The organism is Streptomyces sp. NPDC089915 (assembly GCF_040684675.1).
Classification (GTDB): Bacteria; Actinomycetota; Actinomycetes; order Streptomycetales; family Streptomycetaceae; genus Streptomyces.
On record NZ_JBFBGN010000120.1, the window covers coordinates 1 to 21801 of the forward strand.

Sequence of the window (21801 nt, forward strand, 5' to 3'; positions counted from 1 at the left end):
TGTGGCACCGGCTCGGAATTGCTTATGAATCAGCTGTGAATGCCGCCGCCCGCCGACGCCGAAGGCACCGCGGGCGCGGCCGCGCCGGGCACGGCCGGGGCCGCGCCGCCGGGCGCCGCCGACGCCGCCGTCCCCGGTGCCGCGGGGGTCGCCGCGCCTGGGGCCGCCGGGGCCGCCGCGCCCGGGACCGCGGGGGTCGCCGCCCCCGGGGTCGCGTGGCCGGCCGCACCCGGGGCCGCCGCGCCGGGTGACGGCGGGTCCGGTACGGGTGCCGCCGAGGCCATCCGCTCCGGTGTCCAGAACGCGGCGGCCTCCCGCGCGGTCCAGCGTCCGGTCGTGGCCTCGGCGCTCGCGGGTTCCAGGCCGGGCAGCGGCCCGCCCGGGAGCAGCAGGGCGGCGGTCGCCGCCGCCAGCGTGAAGGTGCGCAGCATCTCTCGTTCCTGTCCGTTCCTGTTCGTTGCGGTTCGCGACGGCCTGGACGGCCTAGACGGCCTGGGGGAAGCGCAGCAGCCGGTCCGGGTCGTAGGTGCGCCGGACCCGCTCCAGGCGGGGGAGGTTCGGCCCGTAGTAGGCCTCGCGCCAGCCGGTCAGCTTCGGGTCGGCGTAGTTCTGGTAGGCCCGGCCGCCCGCCCACGGCCGCAGCGCGCGCCAGAGGCCGTCCAGCCAGTCCTGGTGCCGGGCCGTCTCGGCGGCGGTCGCGGACGGCGGCCAGTACGCGAGGTACTGGGCCAGGAAGGCGCTGTCGCGGTGGACGAAGGCGGTCGCGCCGGCCGGCACCCGGTTCACGGCCCCGCCGCACACCCCGTCGAACTGGACCACGCCCAGCCCGCCCGGCGGCGCCGTCCGCCCGTACCGGCCGAGGGCGTCCAGGACGGCGCCGACCGCCGCCTCCGGCAGCCCGGGCCCGCCCCAGAAGTCGGAGCGGGCCGCGTACGAGTCCCGGCCCAGCAGGCCCCGCGGGTCCCGGCCGGGCAGCCGCCCCGGCAGCCGGCAGCGTTCCGGGCCGCCGTCGGGGCAGCCCGCCATGGCCCGTACGGTGTCCCCGTAACCGCGCACGGTGGTCCAGGAGTCCCGGGGCTCGCGCCCCACCAGGCCGGTCAGCCGGGTCAGTTCCCGTTCCAGCTCCGCGCGGCCGTCGAGGCACACCGCCCGGACGGCCAGGGCGGCGGCGGACCCGCTCTCCACGGTGAACTCGGCCTGGCTCCAGAACGGGTCCGCCAGTCCGCCCAGCCAGCGCTGCCAGCCGCGCACCACCGCGGCCGAATCCGCCCCGGGCCAGTGCAGTTCGGCGAAGGCGGCGTCGCCGACCGGATGGGTGCGCAGCCGGAATTCGGTGACCACACCGAAGTTGCCGCCCCCGCCGCCGCGCAGCGCCCAGAACAGCTCCGGGTCCCGGTCGGGGCCGGCCTCCCGGACCACCCCGTCCGGGGTGACCACCCGGGCGCCGGCCAGCCGGTCGGAGGTGGTGCCGTGGGCCCGGGAGGCGATCCCGAGGCCGCCGCCGAGGGTGAGTCCCGCGATGCCGACGGAGGGGCACAGCCCGGCGGGGACGCCCAGGCCGCGCGCCGCCAGGGCGGCGTGCACGTCGGCCAGCCGGGCGCCGGCGCCGACGTGCGCCTCGTCGCCCTCGACCGTCACCCCGGCCATGGCGCCGACGTCGATCACGAGCCCGGCCCCCACCGTCGACCAGCCCGCGTAGCCGTGCCCGCCGCCGCGCGGCACCACGGGGGCGGCCGAGCGGCGCGCGAAGTCCAGGCAGACGGCCACGTCCGCGGGGTGCGCGGGATAGGCCACGGCCCCGGGGGCGACGGTGTCGTAACGGGGCTGGAACAGCTGCCGGGCCTCGGCGTAGTCGGCGTCCCCCGGAAGCACCACCCGCCCGTCCACCGCCCGGGCCAGCGCCGCGAAGTCCGGCCCGGCGGAGGTCCGGGCGCCGGCCCGCGGGGCCCGCGGGCGCCCGGCGGCGGCCGACGGACCCGCCCCGGCGGCGCCGAGCAGGGCGGCGGCCCCGCCCGCGAGGACCCGGCGGCGAGGAATCTTCATACTTCCTTCCTGCCACCGCCCGCCCCGATCGGTACGAAGGCGGGCCCGGCGGGGCCCGGTTGTCCCCCGAACGGAGGACACTCCGGGCCGACAACCCGACGGGTGTCACCCCGTCAGCCCCCTTGCGCAAGCGCTCCCGTGGCCCGCACCACCGCGAAGGTCCGCCGTCACCCGGGACGGTGTCGCACCGTCAGCACGCGTAGGGCCGCCGGGGCCCCGCCTCAGTGCGCGGCGAACGGGCTGGGCAGGCTCGTCCACTGGTCCCCGGGCACGCCGGGGCTCAGCCGCATCAGGGTGAGTGCCTTCACCGGCAGCGGCCCCCGCAGCACCTCGGAGTCGGCGGTCGGCGCGAGTCCGTCCAGGCCCGCCGCCAGCGCCTCCGCGAAGGCCTGCCGCGAACCCGCCGTCGCGGCCAGCGCCCCGGCCGCCAGGGAGCCGAACATCTTGCGCCGCAGCACCGTCTCGTCGTCCGTCACCAGCCGGCCGGACAGCGGCGGCACGGGCAGACCGTGCCGGGCCAGCCGGGCCGGGCTGATCCGGATGTCCGCCAGGTCCCGGTAGACCAGCCGCAGCGGGGTGCCGTCGGCCGCCAGGACCACGAGGAGGTTCTGCCCGTGTGCCTCCAGCGCCACCCCGAGGTCCAGCACCCGCAGGCACACCGACAGCGCCAGCCGGGCGAACCGCGCCTGCCAGCCGGCCGACCGGGCCAGCTCGGTCCCCGCCAGCGCCGCCACCGGCACGACCCGCTCCCCGGCCCGCGCGTACGCCTCCGGGGGCTCGCGGAGCACGGCCGCCAGGTCCGGGCTGTAGGCGGTGGCCGCGCCCAGGGTGCGGGTGATGTGCAGGCGGCCGTCGAGCCGCTCGGCGAGCGCGTGCGCGAACTCCGAGACCACGGCGGCCGTCTCGACGGAGTAGGCGGAGATGTCCCGCACCGAGGAGGTCAGCCGGGTGCTCAGGGCCGTCTTCACGTGCGCGCCCCCGTCCGACGGCGCGAGCGTGCGCAGCGCCATCAGCGGGTGCGCCGCCGGCCCCGGCAGCACCTCCTCGCCCTTGAGGACGTGCTCGGCCTGCCACGGGTGCACCGGGACCAGGATCCGGCCGCCGTCGCGCAGGTGCTCGGGCCACTCCCCGGAGACCAGGCACTCCCGGGCCCGCACGGGGACCAGCCCGAGCTCCACCAGCGGCCCGTGCTCGGGCGCGTACGCCAGCTGCTCGGCCACCGAGAAGCCCGGGCGGGAACGGCAGTTGGGGTGGTACGGGTGCCCGTCGACCACCCGCTGCTCCCACTCCCAGGTGGTGCGCGGCGCGGCCCGTTCCCCGGCCGGCTGTCCGGCGCGGGACAGGGCCAGGGAGGCGGTGCTGTCGTCCAGTTCGGCGGCGAAGGAGGCGAAGGCGGCCCCGAGGGAGCCGGCCGCGCCGTGCGGCACCCGCAGCGCCTCGACGAGCCGGGCCGCCTGCCGGTACGCCCGGCCGTCGAGGCGCACCTCGGTGACGCGGTCGCCGGTCGCGTACGGGTCCGGGGCGGGCCCCTCCAGGCGCCCGCCCCCGGCCAGCAGCAGCGTGAGCGAGTCCGGCCCCCGCTCCCGGCCCGTCACCCAGGGCAGCGGTTCGTGGGCCAGTGCCCGCCAGAGCCGGGTCAGCACGGCGGCGCGCGCGCCCTCCAGGGCGGCCTCGTACGCGGACCCGAGCCCGGGCCGTACGCCGGCCAGCGCGGCGGAGAGGGCCTCCTCGGCGGGGCCCGCCGGGGCGGGGCCGGGGTCGGGCGGGGAATCGTGCGTGCTGCGGTCCAGGGTCCCGTTCCTTTCGGATCGCTCTCGACTCGGGGATCTACCCGATGATCAAGTCATCATCCCGGATACTGAAGATCACGGCCGGTGGTCCCCTCCGCGGACCCCGGCGCACCGCAGCCCCGACGCTCCGAAGCCCCGAATGGATCCAGTGGACCTCAACGCCGCCGCCGACGCCTACGCCGCCGCCCCGCTCCTGAACTGCCTGCTGCGGGAGGTGGCCGACGCCGAGGGCGGGGGCGTCCACCGGCTGCGGGCCAGCGGCCGGCTCCTGCGGGTCGCCGGCGGCCGCCGGCCCGCGGACCCCGAGCTGCGCACCGCGGACGGCTGGCGGCCGCTCGGCCACGCCGAACTGGTCGGGCTGGTCTGCGACGAGCTGCTCCGGCACACCGGGGTCTCCAACGACGAGCTGCCGGGGGAGATGGCCGACAGCCGCGACACCGTCGCCGCGCTGCTGGCCGCGCGGGCCGCCGCGGCGCCGCCCGAGGACCGCTACGTCCACTCCGAGCAGGCCCTCCTCATGGGCCATCCGCACCATCCCGCGCCCAAGACCCGCGGCGGCGGCCCGGCGGCGAGCTGGCTGCCGTACGCCCCCGAGGCGCACGCGAGCTTCCCGCTGGTGATGCTGGGGCTGCGCGAGGACCAGCTCGTCGAGGAGGGCGGACCGGCCGCCGCCGAGGCGGTCGACGCCCTGGCCGGGATCCTCGACGGCCCCCGTCCGCCGGCCGGCTACCGGGCGCTGCCCGCGCACCCCTGGCAGCTGGACCTGGTCGCCGGTCGGCCGGAGGTGCGCGAGGCCTTCGCCGACGGGCGCCTGCTGCGGCTCGGGCCGACCCGGCTGCCGGTGTGGCCCACCGCCTCGATCCGCACCGTGCACGCGCCCGGCCCGGACGGCGACCTGTTCGCGAAGTTCAGCCTCGACGTCCGCATCACCAACGACGTGCGCCGCCTGTGGCGCCACGACCTGCTGGGGCTGCGCCGCACCGACGCCGCCGTCGAGGAGGGCTTCGCCGACCTGCGCCGCCGCACCGGGGCGAGCGCGGTGTGGCTGTGCGACCGCGGCTACCGCACCGCCTCCTTCGCCTTCGAGGAGCTCGCCGTCCTGGTCCGCGACGGGCTGCGCGGGCGGGTGCTCCCCGGGGCGGCGGCGCTGCTGTGCGCCGCGCTCGCCGAGGGGTTCCCCGGCAGCCCGCTGGAGGGCGCGTCCGACCCCGTGGCGTGGTGGCGGGCCTACCTGCGCCACGTCGTGCCTCCGGTGCTGGACCTGTTCGCGCGGCACGGGATCGTCCTGGAGGCCCACCTCCAGAACTGCCTGGTCGCCGTCGACGGCCGGGGGATGCCCGTGCAGGCCCTCTTCCGCGACGCGGAGGGGGTCAAACTCCCGCAGGACATGCCGCGCGCGGCGGCCTGGGAGCGGCTCGTGTACTGCCTGGTCGTCAACCACCTGGCGGAGGTGGCCGGAGCGCTGGCCGAACACCGTCCGGAGCTGGCCGGCCTGGTGTGGCCGGCGGTCCGCGAGGAGTTCCTGCGCTACGACGCCGAGCACGGCCTGCCCGAGATCGCGCCGCTCCTCGAAGCCCCCGCCCTTCCGGCCAAGACGAACCTGCTGCTGCGGTGGACCCGCGCGGACGGCGCCGACGCGCGCTACCTGGAGCTGCCCAATCCGCTGCGCCGCTGACGGGGGAGGGCGGGCCGGTGCCGGATTCGGCCAAGGTGGCGCCGGCGGCGGGGATCTCCGTACCGAAAGGTATAGACCAATGCTAGGTTGGTCGGGCAGACCGCGCAGTCCTTGACCACCCGTCAGAGGAGAAGCCATGCCCTCCCCTTCGCGGGGCGGCGGCCCGGCCGCCATGCCCAAGTACCAGCGCATCGCCGCAGCGCTGCGGGACGAACTCGACCACGCCGCCCTGACCGCCGGAGGCAGACTGCCCTCCGAGCGCACCCTCGCCGCCCGCTACGAGGTCAACCGGCAGACCGTCCGCGCCGCCCTCCAGGAGCTGCGCGCCGACGGACTGGTCGTCACCGGCCGCCGGGGCACCCGGGCCGCCCCGGCGCAGCCGTTCCGGGCCGCCGGCCGGACGGACGGGCGGGGGCCCGCCGCCGTGCGGCCCCAGGGCCCGGCCCGCCCGGCGGCGGTCCGGCTCGCCCTGGTCACCGTGCCGCCCCCGCTCGCGGCACTGCTCGGCATGGGCGGCGGGGAGCGCACCCTGGTCCACCACCATCGCGTGCACGGCTCCGACGGGCGCACCCTCCAGCACACCGTGACCTACCTCTGCCCGCGCACCGTCGCCCGCACCCCGGAACTCGCGGCCTACCTGGAACGCCCGGCCGCCGCCAGGGAGGAGGAGCTGCGGCCGCTGCACCGCTGGCTGGAGCGGGCCACCGCCCGGGGCCGCACCGCCGAGACCATCACGATGACCCGCACCACCCACCCCGCCGCCGCGTCCCCCGCCTGCGGGCTCTCGGTACGCCGCACCGTGCACGACGCCGCCGGCCGGCTGCTCGCCGTCACGGACCTGGCGTTCCCCGGCTGGGACCGGGTCACCTTCCACCGGGAGCCCGAGGCCATCGCCTTCCGCGTCAGCTGACGCCGCGCCGGCAGGGGGTCCGGCCGGGGACACCGGTCGTCAGCCGACCGGCACCCGCCCGGGCTCCGGCCGCACCGGCTCCCCGCCCGCCGCCTCGGCGCGCGGCCGCACCGGCCACCACAGGGAACGGCCCAGCAGCGCGGCCAGGGCCGGGACCAGGACCACCGACAGGACGAACGCCGACAGCAGGATGCCCACCGCCGTCGCGAACCCGGTCTGCTGCAGGCCCGGCTGCGGGCTGACCGCCAGACTGCCGAAGGAGGCGGCCAGGACCAGGCCCGCGGTGGCGATCGCCGGAGCGGTGTGCCGGACGGCCCGGGCCACCGCCGCCCGCGCCGGACCGGGACGTTCCATCTCCTCCCGGATCCGGTCGCAGATCAGGATGTTGTAGTCGGTGCCGAGGGCCACCACGAACAGGAACAGCACCAGCGGCAGCGTGAAGTCCACCCCCGGCCGTCCCAGCGCGTGCTGGAACACCAGCGCCGCCGCGCCCAGCGTGGCCGTGAACCCGAGCCCCACGGCCACCATCAGCACCACCGGCGCCAGTAGGCTGCGCAGCAGCACCAGCAGGATCAGCGCGATCAGCACCGCCGCCACCGGGAAGATCACCTTCAGGTCCTCGCCGACCGCCACCGCGATGTCGGCGAACACCGCCGCCGTACCCCCGACGTGCGCCTCGGTTCCGGCCGGCACGTGCGCCCGTACGGCCTCCCGCACCGGACCGGACACCAGGTCGCGGGCCTGCTGCCCGCCCGGTTCGGCCGTCAGCAGCAGGTCGATGCGGGCGGCGCCGCGGTCCGCGCTGAGCACCGCCGGGGTCACCTGCCCCACCCCGGGCACGCGGGCCAGCGCGCCCGCCAGCCCCGCCACCCGCTCGGCGGTCACCGGGTGTCCGTCCGTGGCCTTCACGAACACGGTCGCCGGATCCGAGACCCCGGCCGGCATCGAGCGGGCGATCTCCTCCGCCGTCGCCACGGCGGCCGTCCGCTCACCGCCCGCGCCGCCCTGCCCGTAGTCCATCCGCACCCCGGCGGCCCCGGCCGTCAGCGCCCCGAGGAGCAGCACCGCGCCCACCGCGAGGGCGGCCGGACGCCGGGCGACCAGCTCACCGAGCCGCCCCGCCGCACCCGCGCGGGGAGCCCGCCGCAGCGACCGCGAGGGCCAGAACATCCGTCGGCCCGTCACCGCCAGCAGTGCCGGCATCAGCGTCAGGCTGCCCAGCAGCATCACCAGCACCGCCACCGCGATCGCCGGACCCAGCACCCGGAACTGCCCGAAGGAGGCGATCCCCAGCGTGGCGAACGCGGCGACGATCGTCAGCGCCGCCGAGGTGACCGCCGTCCCCACCCGGCCCGCCACCTCGGCCGCCGCCTCCCGGCCCGACTGCCCGGGATGGGCGCGCAGCTGCTCGCGGAAGCGGAACAGCAGGAAGAGGAAGTAGTCGATCCCGATCCCGATCAGCACCACGTTGATCAGCCCGGGCGTGGACGGGGCCAGGTCGATCCCGGTCAGCAGCGCCGCGCCGACCACCGCGCCCGCCGCCGCCCCGCCGACGATCGTCACCGTCACCAGCGGCAGCAGGGCCGCCGCCAGACTGCGGAACACCAGGACGTGGAGCAGCACGATCAGCCCGGTCATCGCGAGCCCGACGGCCATCGTCCGGGTCTCCTCGGCGTCCACGGTGTCCACCGTCGTGGCCAGCCCGCCCGTGAACCCGGTCCGCATCCCCGCCTCCGCGAAGGCGGCGCGCGCCTGTTCCCGGAAGGCCCGGTAGGTGCCGTGCATCCCGGGGTCCTGCGGATTGCCCGTCAGCTCCACCGGGACCAGCCGGAAGGCCCGGTCCGTAGCGGTCGCCCCCGCCCCGATCCGGGGCACCTGGGAGTGGTCCTGCACCAGCGGCGGATCGTCCTTCGTGCGCGGCATGACCACCCGCTGCCGGCCCAGCCGTCCGGCCACCTCGCCGATCCGCCGCTCGTCGTCGGCCGTCAGCGCGGCCCCGTCCGTACGGGCCACGAGCACGGTCAGCGGGTCGGCGTCCGGCCGCACCCCGAAGTCCCGCTCGGCGATCCGCAGCGCGGCCGCCGAATCGTAGCTCTCCGGCAGGAAACCGGCGTTGCCGGACTGGGTCGCCCGGTGCACGAAGGCCTGGCCCAGGATCGCCAGCGCGATCCCCACCACCGCCCAGACGGCGATCACCTTCCACGCGTGTCTCGTCGAACATGCCGTCAGGGCGCGGATCACTTCTCTCCTCCGGTCTCTGCGAAGTCCACCGCCGGCCCGATCACCGGCGGGTCTCCAGACCATCAGCCGCCCGGACACCGCGCGTCGGGGCGGGGGAGGATCCGCCCCCCGGGACCCCGGTCCGGGCCGGGACCCGGACCGGGACCGGAGTCCTGGTCCGGTCCCCGACCCGAGGCCGGTGCCCCCGACCAGCGGGTCTTGCCAGAATGGAGCTTCGCGGGGAGGCCGCGCGCCGCCCCGGACAGGCCGGGCGGGAGCGGCCCGCGGAGGAGGCGGGAACCGATGGGCACGCGCGCCGAGCGCCTGGAGTGGACGCGGGGCGACGGACTGGTGGCGGTGGGGGCGGCGGCCACCGACCTGACCGGTCTGTCCCTCAGCGCAGCGGTGGACGGGACCCCCTTCACGCCCACCGCCGCGCTCGGACTGGTGCTCGCGGCCCTCACCCTGCTGTTCCGGCGCCACCACCCGGTCGTGGTGCTCGGCGCCGTACTCGCCCTGGGCGTCGTGGTGAACGTCGCCACCCCGGCGCCGCCGCACTTCGGCCTGGCCCTGACCGTCGCCCTCTTCACCGTGGCCCGGCGCTGCCGGCCCGCCGTGGTCGCCGCCGCCGGCCTGGCCGCCGTGCCGCTGGCCGCCGTCGGCCTGGCCGGCTCCCTGCTCCCCTCGGGGATGAACCTCCTCACCAACGCCGTCGCCGCCGCCCTGGTCGTCGGCGGCGCCGTCGCCGCCAACCGCTGGCAGCGGGAGACCGAGGCCAACCGGCGACTGCTCGCCGAACGGGCCGTGGCCGAGGAACGCCGCAGGATCGCCCGCGAGCTGCACGACATCGTCGCCCACCACATCACCACCATGCAGCTGATGGCCGGCGGCGCCCGCGTCAGCCTGGCGCACGACCCCGCGGCGGCCCGCGAGGCCCTGGTGGTCCTGGAGGACTCCGGCCGGATGGCCCTCGGCGAGATGCGCCAGCTCCTCGACGTCCTGCGGGCCGGGGAGGAGGCGGAGTCCGCCCCGCCCGCCCCGCAGCCCGGCACCGCCGACCTGGAGCGGATCGTCACCGAGTCCCGGCTGGCCGGCATGGACACCGAGTTCACCGTGCACGGCCCCGTCCGCGAGCTGCCGCCCACCGTCGCCCTGACCGTCTTCCGCGTCGTCCAGGAGGCCCTGACCAACGCCCGCAAGCACGCCGGGAACGCGAGCGCCCGGGTCCGGCTGACGTACCGGGCGCTGGAGGTCGCCGTCGAGGTGTGCGACGACGGCCCCGGCGGGGATCCGCCGCGCCGGGCTTCGCGGCAGCCCGGCCGGGGCGGGTACGGTCTGATCGGCATGCGCGAACGCGTCGCCCTGCACGGCGGCACCCTGGAGGCCGCCCCCCGTGCGGACGGCGGCTTCCGGGTCGCGGCCCGCCTCCCGGTCCCGGCCGCCGCCGGAGCCCCGGACGGGGCACGAGGAGAGGACGGCCCCCGATGATCCGGGTACTGATAGCCGACGACCAGCCGCTGGTGCGGCGCGGGCTCAGCCTGATCCTGGCCCCCCACCCCGATGTCGAGGTGGTCGGCGAGGCCGGTGACGGCGCCGAGGCCGTGGAACTCGCCCTGCGGCTGCACCCCGACGTCGTGGTCATGGACATCCGCATGCCGGTCCTCGACGGGGTCCGCGCCACCGGGGAACTCGCCACCGCCCGACCCGCCTCCCGGGTCCTGGCGCTGAGCACCTTCGACATGGACGAGTACGTGGTCGCCGCCCTGCGCGCCGGCGCCTACGGCTTCCTGCCCAAGGACGTCTCCCCGGAGGAGCTGATCGCCGCCGTCCGGACCGTCCACTCCGGCGAGGCCGCCGTCGCCCCCAGGCTGCTGACCCGGCTGATCTCCGCCTACGTGCGCGCCCCGGCCCCCCATCCCCGGCCCGCCCCGGCGGCCCCCGACGGGCTCACCCCGCGCGAGCTGGAGATCTGGCGGCTGCTCGCCGCCGGACTCGACAACGCCGCGATCGCCGCGGAACTGGACATCAGCGTCTCCACCGTCAAGAACCACCTCACCGGCGTCTTCGGCAAGCTCGGCGTCCGCGACCGGGCCCAGGCCGTGATCGCCGCGTACGAATCGGGCCTGGTGGAGGTGCGACGGAGGAGCGCTTGATCACCAACTGCCCGCAGACGGCCCGATTTCCCCGGGCGGGACGGCTCTGACCTGCCGGAACGCCGGACGATTCACCCGTGCGCAGGAGCCCCGCACATGGCACAGTGCCAGCAGCGCAACCTCCGGACCAGGGAGCCCCCATGCCTGACCCGCACACCCTGCCGCCGCTGCTGACGGCCGCGCCCGAGTGCCGGACCGAGCCGGGCCCGCTGCCCGACTGTCCCCGCTGCGCCGCCCCGCCCGAGCGGATCTCCTGGCGCCAGCGCCCGGGCGAGCCCGTGGTGCTGGTCTTCGACCCCTGCGGTCACCGCCACACCTCCCCGGCCCCGCCCCTCCTCGCCGTCACCGCGCCCGACCCGCTGCGCCGTTGAACGCGCCGGGAGGGGGTGCCCGGCGTCACCCCGGCCGCGCGTGACCTCGTATCCTGCACCGGAGCTCACCCCCGAGCAGCTTCGACGAGACGGGCCGGGCCGCGCACAGCGCCGGACCGGCGGGAACGGGAGAACCCTGATGGACGTGCAGCACTTCGAGCGGATCACCGCGTTCATCGAGGCGCGGCTGACCCCGCTGTTCGACGCGGAGACCGGAAGTGAGCGCGGCTTCGCCATGGACGACACCTCCCGGGCCCTGCGCGCCCTGCGCAACAGCGTCCTGGAGGCCTCCGCCGTCAAGGGGCTCATCGCGACCCGCGAGACGGCCGAGCCGCTCGTGCGCAAGGTCATCGACCAGTCGGTCGAGCACCACTGGGACGTGCTGCGCGGCATCGCCCGCCAGTGGGAGGACCACGCCGACTTCCGCAAGGAGTTCAAGCGCCACGCCTGGGAGCTCGACGGGGCCCCCGCCTCCGCCTGAGCCCGGCGCCGCCCGCGCCTACCGGCTGGGCGCGCCGCCGATGAGGTAGCCGATCCGGCGCTCGAGCCCGCTCCAGCGCCGGTCGTGCCGGTAGGCGCGCCGGATCGTACGGGCCCGGGTCTTCGGACGCCCGCCGTAGAACCGGCGCGCCCAAGGGGACGCCGGCCGGGCCAGCCGCACCGCCGCGACCAGGGCGATCATCGGCACCACCATCCCGAACACCGCGAGCCGCGGCTTCCCCTTGAACAGGGCCACCACGGCCAGCAGCAGGTTGAACAGCACCGTCAGCGCGAGGAACAGACGGTTCTCCAGCTGGTCCTCGGTCAGACCGTCCACGCCCAGCGGCAGGAACCCGCACAGCAGCAGCCCCGCCAGGGCCGAGGTCATGACCACCACCTCGACGCTGAGCGTGCCCTCCTCGCTCCAGTAGACGTCGCTCAGGTGCAGGATCAGCGCGAACTCGTCCAGCACCAGCCCCGTGCCCATCCCGAACAGCACGGCCGCCACCCACGAACCCCAGCCGGTGCGGCCGCCCGCGATGGCGGTGAAACCGCCGACGGTCATGAGGATCACCCCGGGCACGCAGTGGTGCACGTGCAGACCGCCCGGCGTGACGTTGCGGAAGGGGCCCTTCCCGGCGCGGATCATCCGGGTGATGATCCGGGTGGCGAGGAAGGTCACGACGAACGCCGTCAGGGCCAGCAGCAGCGGGAGCTTTCCCGGCTCCAGGATGTTGCGGTACCACCAGTCGCCCATGCCGTCACCCTCCCGGTGACGGCGGCCCGGCGCACCGCGAGGACCGCCGTTCGGGGCTCCCGCGCCCGGCGCCCGCTCAGGCCGCCGCGCCCGCCGGATCGCCCTGCGGCGCGGAGCCCTCGCGGGCGGCCCGGCGGCGCAGCGCGTCCTCGTCGGTGTCCGCGTCGTACGAGATCAGCTTCGGCAGCAGCGCCGCCAGCAGCGCCACCGACGCCACACAGGCCAGGCCGCCGCTCCAGAACGCCGGACGCGTCCCGGTCCAGCCGGCCGTCGTACCCGCCCGCACCTGGCCGAGCTGCGGCCCGACGCTGTACGAGAGCACCTCGATCCCCGCGAGCCGACCCCGCAGCTCCTCCGGGATCGTCTGGTTCCAGATCGTCGAGCGGCCCAGGGCGCTCAGCATGTCGCCCGCGCCCGCCGCCGCCAGGCACACCAGGACCAGCCAGATGTCCGAGAACCAGCCCGCCGCGGCGATCGCCAGACCCCACGCCGCCGCCCCGAAGACCACCAGCAGCCCGTGCCTGCGCACCCGCGACACCCAGCCGCTGGTGAGCCCCAGCACCAGCGAGCCCACCGCCCCCGCCGCGTACATCAGCCCCAGCGCCCACTCGGCGTCGAGCTCGTCCGCGAGGAAGGGGAAGATCGTGTTCGGGAACGCGAAGAACATCGCCGCCAGGTCGACGGCGTACGTGCCCAGCAGCACCGGCCGGCTCCACGCGTACCGCGCCCCCTCGGCTATCGCCCGCAGCGACGGCCGCTCGCCGCCGCCCGCCGGCGGCGCCGAACGCAGCCGCGCGCACAGCACCACCGAGACGGCGAAACCCGCCACGGTCGTCGCGTACGCCGAGGCGTACCCGGCGTAGGCGACGACCACCCCGGCCACCGCCGGCCCGGCGATCGCCCCGAACTGGTAGCGCAGCGCGTTCAGCGCGGCGGCGGCGGTCAGCTGGTCGTGCGGCACGATCCGCGCCATCAGCGAGTCCAGCGCCGGCCGCTGCAGCCCGGTCAGCGCCGACACCCCCGCCGCCACCACGTACAGCGGCCACAGCAGCGGCTCCGGCAGCAGCGCGTTCACCAGCAGCACCAGTGCCAGCAGCCCGAGCCCGGCCTCCGTCAGCAGGATCAGCCGCCGCCGGTCCACCGCGTCCGCCAGCGCGCCCCCGTACAGCCCGCACACCACCAGCGGCACCAGCTCCACCGCGCCCATCGCACCGACCGCCAGCGGCGAGTCCGTCAGGTGCTTGATCTGCAGCGGGAGGGCGATCATCGCCATGAACGAGCCGAAGAAGGTGACCGCGCCCTGGAAGAAGAGGAGCCGGAAGTCACGGCTGGAACGCCAGGGGGACAGGTCGGGCAGTACGGAGGACAGACGGGAGCTACTCACAACGGGCCATCGTGCGGGGCCGCCGTACGCCCGGGCAACGCATTTTCTCCCCGGACGGGTCAAAACGGCTGCCGGCGCGTGGCACGGGTCGCCCCCGGTGGCACCCATGGGTCATGCCGCCGGTGTCCCCGTTCCTGCGTACGGCAGCGTCCTACGCCTGGCGCCTGCTGGTCGTCGGGGCTGCCGTCTACGCCGTCTTCGTGGTCCTGGGCCGCTTCCACGAGATCGGCGTCGCCCTCTTCCTGGGCCTGGTCGTCACGGCGCTGCTGTCCTCGCCGGCCCGCCGGCTGACCCTGCTGGTACCCCGCTCGCTGGCGGTGGCCGTCAGCCTGATCGGCAGCGCGGTCCTGCTGCTGGGCGTGCTCGCACTGGTCGGCGAGGCGGTGGCGGGGGAGAGCGAGACCCTGGTCAGGGAGTTCCGCGAGGGTCTCGTCAGCATCCAGCGGTGGCTGGAGCGGCCGCCGTTCCGGCTGAAGTCGGAAGCCCTCACCGACGTCCAGGCCCGCATCGGGGAGTACCTCACCGCCCACCGCTCGACCCTGCTGAGCACGGCCGTCAACGGCGCCGGGCACGTGGTGCAGGTGCTCACGGTCCTGGCCCTCGCGGTCTTCTCGTCCGTCTTCTTCCTGCACGGCGGCGACCGGCAGTGGGCCTGGTTCTGCGCGCAGCTGCCCGAGGGGGCGCGCGAACGGGTCGGCGTCGCCGGGCGCGCGGCCTGGCGCACGTTCACCGGCTACACGCACGGGATCGTGCTGGTCGCCGGCACCAACGCGGCCCTGGTCGGGCTCGCGCTCTACCTCCTCGGGGTCCCGCTCGCCCTCCCGCTGGCGCTGCTGGAGTTCTTCGCCGCCTTCGTCCCCCTGATCGGCTCCCCGGTGGCGCTCGCCGTCGCGGCGGTGGTCGCGCTGGCGGCGAAGGGGCCGGTCATCGCGGGCGTGGTGGTCGCGCTGATCGTGGTGATCGGCCAGATCGAGGGGCACCTGCTGCATCCGCTGGTGATGAGCTGGGCGGTGGCCCTGCACCCGCTGGTCGTGGCCGTCTCGGTGGTCGCCGGCGCCATCGCCGCCGGGGTGGTCGGGGCGGTGGTCGCGGTGCCGGTGGTCTCGGTGACCTGGTCCGTCCGCTGCGCCCTGCGCGCCCACGCCGCGGCGGCGGCCGCGTCCCCGCCGCCACCGGAGCCCCCGCCCGTGGTGGGGTCCGGGCCGGACGGCTGAACCGGCGGGACGCGTCTACCGTAGGACGTGGAGGTGGTTGCCATGGCAGAGCGCTCCGGCGGAGCGGCGCCGCGCAAGCTCGGTGAGGACCGGTTGCTGAAGGAACTGGAGACCATCCACCGCACCCGCCACGAGACCCTGCTGCACGGTTCGGACGACGCGCTGGCCACGCACACGCAGCGGCTGCGGGAGCTGGAGGACGAGTACCTCCGGCGGCACCCGCAGCGCGCCCCCGCCTCGGCCCGCACCCGAGACGGCGCCCGAGCCCGCTCCACCGGCGAGGGCTAGCCTCCGGGACGCGGGCGGGCCGCTGTGCGGGGCGAGGTCCCCTGACCGCCCTTCCACCGTTCCCCGGGCGCTGCCCGGACCCGTCGCGCTCGAACGCCGCGCGGGCTGGAATCGCCGCGCGGCGGCGGGCTACCGGAAGGCCGGGGTCGCCGGGGCCGGGCCCAGGGTGGTGGTGCCGGGGGCCGCGCGGTGGCCCAGCCCCGTGCGGTACGCGTCGAGCGCCGCCTCGGTGCGGCCGGCCCGCCGCAGCAGATCCCCCAGCAGCCGGCACAGGTCCGCCAGGTCCCCGCCCGCCCCGCTCCGCTCCAGCAGCGCCAGCGCCCGTACGTAGTGCTCCTCCGCCGCCTCCGCGTCCCCCCGCTCCTCGGCGATCAGCCCCAGCAGCCGGTGCGCCCCGCCCGCGTGCACCGCGCCGGGGTCCGAGCCCTCCGCCAGCAGCCCCGACACCAGCTCGGCCGCCTCCTCGTACCGCCCCAGGCGGCGCAGCACGTCCGCCAGCTCCACCTCCACCTGCGCGGTGTACAGCGCCGCCCGCCGGGCCGTGAGCATCTCCCGGGCGATCCGCAGCTCCCGCTCCGCCGACGCCAGCTCCCCGTGCTGCGCCTGGACGTAGCCGCGCATCCAGTGGCAGTGCGCCAGGTCGGTGCGCAGCCGCAGCTGCCGGTAGACGGCCTGGGCCTGCGCCAGTGAGGCGTCGGCGTCCGCGATCCGGCCCTCGGCGAGGAAGGTGCGGGCCACCTGCCGGTGCATTCCCGCCACCAGCGCCGGATCCGCGACCTGCGGGGCCAGCGCCAGCGCCAGCTCGGCCGCGTGCGCCGCGCGGGCGTGCGCGCCCATGTCGATGTACGGGCCGATCACCGCCGAGTACAGCAGCACCAGCGCCTCCGGGTCGGCCAGCCCGCCCGCGTTGAGGCCGTCGATCGCCGACTCCAGCAGGTAGCAGGCGTACCGCAGCTCCCCGGCCAGCAGGTGCGCGACGGCCCGGCCGCGGATCGGCCGGGCCCGCCGGGGGAGCGGCTCGCCGGCCAGCAGCTGCTCCGCCGCCTCGAAGTGCCCGGTGGCCTCGGTCAGTTCCCCCGCCTCCAGGGCGCAGTCGCCGAGCCCCAGCAGGGCCTCCGCCCGCTCGTCGGCCAGCCCGAACCGCTCCGCCTCCGCCAGCAGCCGCCGGAAGTGCCCGGCGGCCTCCCGCGCCGAGCCGGTGGCGAGGGTGCGCTGGGCGTCGGTCAGGGCCAGGCGCAGCTCCGTGGCCAGGGAGGCCGGGCGGCCGGTGGCCAGTTCCTCGTACGAGACCCCGAGCCGTCCGGCGAGGAAGCGCAGCGCGGCCTCCGAGGGCCGCACCTTGCCCGCCTCCACGGTGGACACGTACGCGGGGGTGTACGCGGGCTCCGCCAACTGCCGTTGGGTCAGTCCCCGTTCGCCGCGCAGCCGCTGCACCCGCCGCCCGATCTCGGCCGGTTCGTCCATGAACTCCCCCTGCTGTCCACGAGGTTTCCTCAACTCCCGAGTATCCGCCGGGAGTCGGCCATTGCGTACACCCTCACGCGCCCCCTAGTTTAAGCAGCCGGTTCAGTCGAGTTAACCGTTTACTTAACCCCCCTCGACTCCCTGCCCCGGCGGAGGACTTCATGAAGAGCACCGTCCGAACGACCCTGCGCGCGGCGCTCGCGGCCGCCTGTGCGACCGCCGCGCTGCTGGCCGCGTCGGCCGTACCCGCCGACGCGGCGCCGCCGGGCGGCCCGAGCGCCCGCCCCGGCGTCGAGGTCGAGATACCCGGGCCCGAGCACGGCACGGAGGCGGGGTCCGGCCACACCCGGGTACCCGCCGCCGGACCGGCGAAGGCCGCGCCCCGCCTCTCGGAGTCCGCGCGGGCCGCCGACGGGCGGGTCACCAAGACGGTCGACAACGGCCCCACCTCCGACCGGCTCGACGTGGTCTTCGTCGGCGACGGCTACACCGCCGCCGAACTGGACCGCTTCCACGCCGACGTCCGCGCCAAATGGGCCGAGGTCACGGCCGTGGAGCCCTACACCACCTACCGCGACCTGTTCAACGTGTGGACCGTGGACGCCGTCTCCGCCCAGTCCGGGGTCTCCGGCGACCCCGGCCCGGACACCGTCCGCGACACCGCCCTCGGTTCCTACTTCTGGTGCGGGTCCATCGAGCGGCTGCTCTGCGTGGACCAGCCCAAGGTGGACGCGTACGTGGCGAAGGCGCCCGCCGCGGACCTGGTCGTCGTCCTCGCCAACAGCGCCAAGTACGGCGGCGCCGGCTACAACGAGCCCAGCCCCACCCTCGGCTACGAGGGCATCTCGACGGCCTCCGCCGGCCACCCCAAGTCCGGGCAGGTGGCCATCCACGAGACCGGCCACTCCCTCGGCAAGCTCGCCGACGAGTACTTCTACCCGGGCGTCCCCGACTACGAGAAGTACACGGGCCCCGAGCCCGCCGACCCCAACACCTCCACCCTCGACGCCGGCCGGATGGCCGGGCAGCGGGCCAAGTGGTACCGCTGGCTCGGCGAGACCTCCCCCGACGGGGGCACCGTCGGCGCCTACGAGGGCGGCGGCTACTACGTGACCGGCCTCTACCGGCCCACCGACAACTCGATCATGCGGGTGCTGGGCAAGCCCTTCAACCTCCCCGGAGTGGAGGCGATGATCGCCGGCTTCCAGCGGCACGCCCGCCTCGTCACCCCCCTCACCCCCACCGACCGGGTCCTGCGGCTGCGGCACACCGCCAAGGCGGCCGTCCCGCGCCTGAACGCGGCCGACGGGCGGCAGCTGACCGTCCGCTGGTACCTCGACGGGCGTGAGCTCAAGCGGTTCGCGGGCCGCACGGAGGTGCGGGTGGCCGAGCTGTGGCTGCTGGACCTGCGCACCCACCGGCTGTCGGTGACCGTGGAGGACCGCACCGCCGCCGTCCGCGACCCCGAGATCGCCCGCTCCCTCTCCTCCACCGCCGCCTGGGACGTCCGCCTGTAACCCCGCTCAGCCGCCGGCGCCGGACTCCGGCGCCGGCAGTCCGTCCCAGAGGGCGCAGTGGTGGGCGGCCGCCGCCTCCACCGGCCGGATCCCCCCGGGGCCCGGCGCCAGCCGCAGCACCGACGGCGTCCGCCCGTCGAAGCGCGGCCAGGCCGGCGCCCCCGGGGAGTCCGGCGAGCCGGTGCCTGCGAAGCGGGTCCAGTAGCCGGTCATCCGCTCCGCCAGGGCCGCCTGGGACGGCGTCAGGGGCGCCGTCCGGAACAGGTAGGGCAGTTCGAAGCCGTGCGCCGCCCCGAAGGGGAACCCGGCGCGCTCCGGCAGGCCGGTGGAGTTCGGCGCCCCGCTGTCGCTGAACAGGTAGCCGTACACCGGGACGTGGCGGGCCAGGGCGCGGCTGTCGCGCAGCGTCGGGCAGGTGAACGAGGCGTCGGACAGCGCGGTGGCCCAGGCGATCGCGGCCGTGGGGAAGGCGCCCTCCGGGTAGGCCGCCTCGACGGCCGGGGCCGAGGCCCCGAAGGAGGCGCGCAGCCGTGCGCCGTAGTCCCGTTCCCCGTCCACCGGGTACGCGGCGAGGGTCGCCGAGACGAACAGCCGCATCTCGTCCAGGGTGCTGCCCTGGACCACCGGCACCCGGTGGAAGCGGCCCGTCTCCAGCGCCCGCCGGGGCTCCACGGGCAGCAGCGCGTTCCCGTACGCGACCCCGGAGAACCGTTCCATCAGCGCGGGCGTCACCAGCCGGCGCACGTCCAGCGCGCGCAGGCAGTCGAGCACCCTCCCCGCCGGCCGTCCGCCGCAGCCGAGCCCGTCCGCCGCCGCGACGCCGGCCGCGGCCACGCGTTCCTCGGGCACGAAGGGCTCGTACGTGCCGACCGTCGGCAGCAGGGAGTACGGCGGCATGGTGGTCGAGCAGGACCCGCTCTGCACGATCGCCCGGTGGAACAGGCCGGCCGAGCCGGGGGCGGCCAGATGGGCGCAGACGCTGAGCCCGCCCGCCGACTCCCCGAACACCGTCACCCGCCCCGGATCCCCGCCGAAGGCGGCCGCGTTCGCCCGGACCCAGCGCAGCGCCGCCTGCTGGTCGGCGAGCCCGAAGTCCGGCGCGCCGCCCAGTTCGGGGTGGCCGAAGAAGCCCAGGATCCCCAGCCGGTAGTTGACCGTCACCACCACCGCGCCGCCGTCCCGCACGGCCAGCGGCTCCGGCGCGTAGAGGTCCGCCGCGCCGAGGCGGAAGCCGCCGCCGTGGAACCACACCATCACCGGGCGGGCCGGCCCCCGCCCCGCCGGGGCGGTGACGTTCAGGCGGAGGCAGTCCTCCGAGCCGCTCGCCGCGCCCGGCCCGATCGCCGGGAGCTGCGGGCAGCGGGCCCCCGGCGCGCCCGCGTCGAGCACGGTCGTACGGCGCGGGGCGCCCTGCGGCGGCCGCCAGCGCAGCGGGCCCGTCGGCGGGGCGGCGTACGGGATCCCCTCGAACGTGTCGTACACCCCGGGCAAGCGCCCGCGCACCGGGCCCTCGGCGGTCCGCACGACGGGCCGCTCGGCGGCCCCGGCCGCGCCCCGGGCGGCGGGCGGCGGGGCGGAGCCGGCGGCGCAGAGCAGGAGCAGCGCGGGCAGGAGCGCCGGGAGGAGCGCCGGGAGCAGCGCGCCCGGGAGCCCGCGCGCCGGACGTCCGGAGCGGGAGCGGCGGTCGGTACGGGGATCCGGCACGGCTGACGCTCCTCCCGGAGGCGGCCCTCCCGAACGGATGAGCGGGGCCGCGGCGAGCCCACTGTGCCCCGCCGGCCGCCGCGCGGGCCGCCTTGGGCCCGGCGTGTCCGGGCCGGCGCCCCGGACGCGCCGGGGGTGCCCCCCGTTTGCCCGCCCCGAATGGCGCAGTACGTGTACATGCCGCTCAATGTGACTAAGCGTGCGCTTCCCATGACGCACGATGACCGGCGCACGATGCGTAGACCCGTGCGTCGGCGAGACGGAGCTTTCCATGAATGACCCCAGCACCCTCGCGGCGACGGACCACGGCGACCGCGACGGCCTCCCCACCCCCACCCCGGAACCGCCCCAGGGCGCCCACCCCGCACCCCCGCCACCCCCGGCCCTCGCCGACCCCCCGGCGCCGAGTGACCCCCAGGCCGCCTGGCCGCCCCCGAACCCCGCCCCGCCGACCCACCCGGAACCCGCCCCCCGGTACCTCCCCGAGACCCCGGCACACCGGCCCGACCCGGCCCCCGGCCTCCAGCACGACCCCGGCCCCGCCCTGGAGACCCCGCCGGACCGTCCCGCACCGGCCGCCGCGCCTCCGGAGGACGCCCGGCCCCTCCCGGCGGCCACCGTGCAGCGGCCGCTCTCCGGCTTCGACCCCGCCCCCCAGCCCCTCCCGGCAGCCGCCGTGGACCGGGCCGCACCGGCCCCCGCGTTCCAGGACGGCCTCCGGCCCCTCGCGGAGGCTCCCGCGGACCGGTCCGGACCCGCACCCCTGTTCCAGCACGACCCCGGCCCCCTCCGGGAGACCCCGGCCGACCGGCCTGCACCGGCCCCGGAGTCGCCGGACGATCTCCAGCCCCTCACGGCGGCCGCCGTGGACCGGGCCGGCCCGGGGGCGGGGAGCGACCTCGGTCGCCAGCCGTCCGCCGAGGTTCCGGCGGCGGGGCCGGCGCCCCAGGCCGCTCCGCACCCCGAACCGCTGCGCACCCTGCTGGAGACGGCCGCGACCTGCCGGCCCGTCGAGGAGGTCACCGCGCTGGTGGGGCTCCTCAAGGACTCCGGGCACCTCGCCGACCCGGGACGTGACGCGCTCCGCGCGGCCGCCGTCGCCCGGCCGGTCGAGGAGGTCCGCCGGATGGTCGCCCTGCTGGGCGAGCACCCCGAGGAGGAGGCCGAGGCGGACCTCACCCTGCGGGCGGCCGCCATCGGACGGCCCATCGAGGACGTGGCCCTGCTGGCCACCATCCTCGACCCCGAAGGCCCGGAAGCGGCCGCCCCGGCCACCCCGGCCCCGCCGGTGCGGGCAGCGGCCCCGGCGGAGACGGCCGGCCGTGACCCGGCGCCGGCCGCCCCGCCCCCGGCGCGGGACCCCGTCCCGCAGGCCCCGCCGGCCCGCGCGGCCCGTCCCGTACCCGCCGGGCCCGCGCCCGACGCCGACGCCATAGCGGTCCGTGCGGCGCGGCGCGGGGGAGTGCTGGGCCATGCGCTGCGCTGGCCTACGGCCGCCGCCCTGCTCTTCTGCGGGGTGCTGCACCTGCCCGGGAACCTGGCCCAGCCGCCCGAACCCGGCCGGCTGGTGCCCCTGCCGGGGGCGCTGCTCTGCCTGCCGCTGGGCGCCCTGCTGGCCGTCCGGGACACCCCGGCGGTGTGGCGGGGGGCGGCGGTGGCCGCGCTGGCCGTGGTCGCGCTGCACATCGTCGGCGGGATCGCGTTCTTCAACCCGCTCGACGGCACCCTCGGCGCGCCGTACCCGTGGGCCGGGGTCGCGACGGTGCTCGGCGCCGGCGCGACCGCCGTCCTCGCCGGCATCGCCCTCGCGTACCGCCCCCGCCGCCCCCGC

General features: G+C 77.0%; 18 protein-coding genes. 10 read left to right on the plus strand and 8 right to left on the minus strand.

All coding sequences use genetic code 11. The features are described 5' to 3' along the window. Nucleotides 1-29: 29 nt before the first annotated feature. From AB0O29_RS27400 to AB0O29_RS27410, 3 genes are all read right to left on the minus strand, one after another. Nucleotides 30-431 carry a hypothetical protein gene (locus AB0O29_RS27400; RefSeq protein ID WP_365156325.1) on the minus strand — a complete coding sequence of 134 codons (402 nt, stop codon included), beginning with the start codon at nucleotides 429-431 and terminating at the stop codon, nucleotides 30-32. Nucleotides 432-483: 52 nt separating this feature from the next. Then, nucleotides 484-2043 (minus strand): FAD-binding oxidoreductase, encoded by a 1560-nt coding sequence (locus AB0O29_RS27405; protein WP_365156328.1) that lies wholly within the window; start codon nucleotides 2041-2043, stop codon nucleotides 484-486. Nucleotides 2044-2264: 221 nt separating this feature from the next. Then, the gene (locus AB0O29_RS27410; protein WP_365156373.1) at nucleotides 2265-3833 is read right to left on the minus strand and encodes an IucA/IucC family protein; all 1569 of its coding nucleotides are present in this window, start codon (nucleotides 3831-3833) and stop codon (nucleotides 2265-2267) included. A 139-nt stretch (nucleotides 3834-3972) separates the two neighbouring features. Here AB0O29_RS27410 and AB0O29_RS27415 point away from each other — a divergent pair, with 139 nt between their 5' ends. Both AB0O29_RS27415 and AB0O29_RS27420 read left to right on the plus strand, forming a co-directional pair. Continuing rightward, nucleotides 3973-5508, plus strand: coding sequence for an IucA/IucC family protein (locus AB0O29_RS27415; RefSeq protein WP_365156331.1), 1536 nt, complete (start codon nucleotides 3973-3975; stop codon nucleotides 5506-5508). 136 nt (nucleotides 5509-5644) lie between these two features. Continuing rightward, nucleotides 5645-6418: a GntR family transcriptional regulator gene (locus AB0O29_RS27420; RefSeq protein WP_365156334.1), complete on the plus strand. Its 774-nt coding sequence runs from the start codon at nucleotides 5645-5647 to the stop codon at nucleotides 6416-6418. Nucleotides 6419-6457: 39 nt separating this feature from the next. Here the strand turns inward: AB0O29_RS27420 and AB0O29_RS27425 are convergent, their stop codons facing one another. Further along, a complete protein-coding gene (locus tag AB0O29_RS27425; protein ID WP_365156337.1) occupies nucleotides 6458-8614 on the minus strand; it encodes an MMPL family transporter in 2157 nt (718 codons plus the stop codon). 327 nt (nucleotides 8615-8941) lie between these two features. Between AB0O29_RS27425 and AB0O29_RS27430 the strand changes: the two genes are divergently transcribed. The 4 genes from AB0O29_RS27430 (at nucleotide 8942) to AB0O29_RS27445 (ending at nucleotide 11643) form a co-directional block, all read left to right on the plus strand. Beyond that, complete coding sequence (locus AB0O29_RS27430; RefSeq protein WP_365156340.1) at nucleotides 8942-10126, plus strand: sensor histidine kinase; 1185 nt, start codon at nucleotides 8942-8944, stop codon at nucleotides 10124-10126. Continuing rightward, on the plus strand, nucleotides 10123-10791 hold the full coding sequence (locus AB0O29_RS27435; RefSeq protein WP_365156343.1) for a response regulator transcription factor: 669 nt from the start codon (nucleotides 10123-10125) through the stop codon (nucleotides 10789-10791). The genes AB0O29_RS27430 and AB0O29_RS27435 overlap by 4 nt, the downstream gene beginning before the upstream one ends. Before the next feature lie 140 nt (nucleotides 10792-10931). Beyond that, nucleotides 10932-11162, plus strand: coding sequence for a hypothetical protein (locus tag AB0O29_RS27440; RefSeq protein ID WP_365156346.1), 231 nt, complete (start codon nucleotides 10932-10934; stop codon nucleotides 11160-11162). A 139-nt stretch (nucleotides 11163-11301) separates the two neighbouring features. Further along, nucleotides 11302-11643: a hypothetical protein gene (locus AB0O29_RS27445; RefSeq protein WP_042813755.1), complete on the plus strand. Its 342-nt coding sequence runs from the start codon at nucleotides 11302-11304 to the stop codon at nucleotides 11641-11643. 18 nt (nucleotides 11644-11661) lie between these two features. Here AB0O29_RS27445 and AB0O29_RS27450 read toward each other — a convergent pair whose 3' ends face one another. Beyond that, complete coding sequence (locus tag AB0O29_RS27450; RefSeq protein ID WP_365156349.1) at nucleotides 11662-12399, minus strand: hypothetical protein; 738 nt, start codon at nucleotides 12397-12399, stop codon at nucleotides 11662-11664. 76 nt (nucleotides 12400-12475) lie between these two features. Further along, on the minus strand, nucleotides 12476-13783 hold the full coding sequence (locus tag AB0O29_RS27455; protein WP_365156352.1) for an MFS transporter: 1308 nt from the start codon (nucleotides 13781-13783) through the stop codon (nucleotides 12476-12478). 113 nt (nucleotides 13784-13896) lie between these two features. Between AB0O29_RS27455 and AB0O29_RS27460 the strand changes: the two genes are divergently transcribed. Next, nucleotides 13897-14997, plus strand: coding sequence for an AI-2E family transporter (locus tag AB0O29_RS27460; RefSeq protein ID WP_365156355.1), 1101 nt, complete (start codon nucleotides 13897-13899; stop codon nucleotides 14995-14997). Between the two features lie 42 nt (nucleotides 14998-15039). Then, nucleotides 15040-15285 carry a DUF6158 family protein gene (locus AB0O29_RS27465; protein WP_365156358.1) on the plus strand — a complete coding sequence of 82 codons (246 nt, stop codon included), beginning with the start codon at nucleotides 15040-15042 and terminating at the stop codon, nucleotides 15283-15285. Nucleotides 15286-15414: 129 nt separating this feature from the next. On the opposite strand, the gene AB0O29_RS27470 is transcribed toward AB0O29_RS27465, so the two are convergent. Beyond that, entirely contained in the window at nucleotides 15415-16749 is a 1335-nt protein-coding gene (locus tag AB0O29_RS27470; protein WP_365156361.1) for a tetratricopeptide repeat protein, read from the minus strand. A gap of 161 nt (nucleotides 16750-16910) precedes the next feature. Here AB0O29_RS27470 and AB0O29_RS27475 point away from each other — a divergent pair, with 161 nt between their 5' ends. Next, nucleotides 16911-18266 (plus strand): M64 family metallopeptidase, encoded by a 1356-nt coding sequence (locus tag AB0O29_RS27475; protein ID WP_365156364.1) that lies wholly within the window; start codon nucleotides 16911-16913, stop codon nucleotides 18264-18266. A gap of 6 nt (nucleotides 18267-18272) precedes the next feature. Here AB0O29_RS27475 and AB0O29_RS27480 read toward each other — a convergent pair whose 3' ends face one another. Next, nucleotides 18273-19970 (minus strand): carboxylesterase family protein, encoded by a 1698-nt coding sequence (locus tag AB0O29_RS27480; protein ID WP_365156367.1) that lies wholly within the window; start codon nucleotides 19968-19970, stop codon nucleotides 18273-18275. Nucleotides 19971-20241: 271 nt separating this feature from the next. On the opposite strand from AB0O29_RS27480, the gene AB0O29_RS27485 reads away from it, so the two are divergent. Beyond that, a partial coding sequence (locus AB0O29_RS27485; RefSeq protein WP_365156370.1) for a hypothetical protein occupies nucleotides 20242-21801 on the plus strand: 1560 nt, incomplete at its 3' end.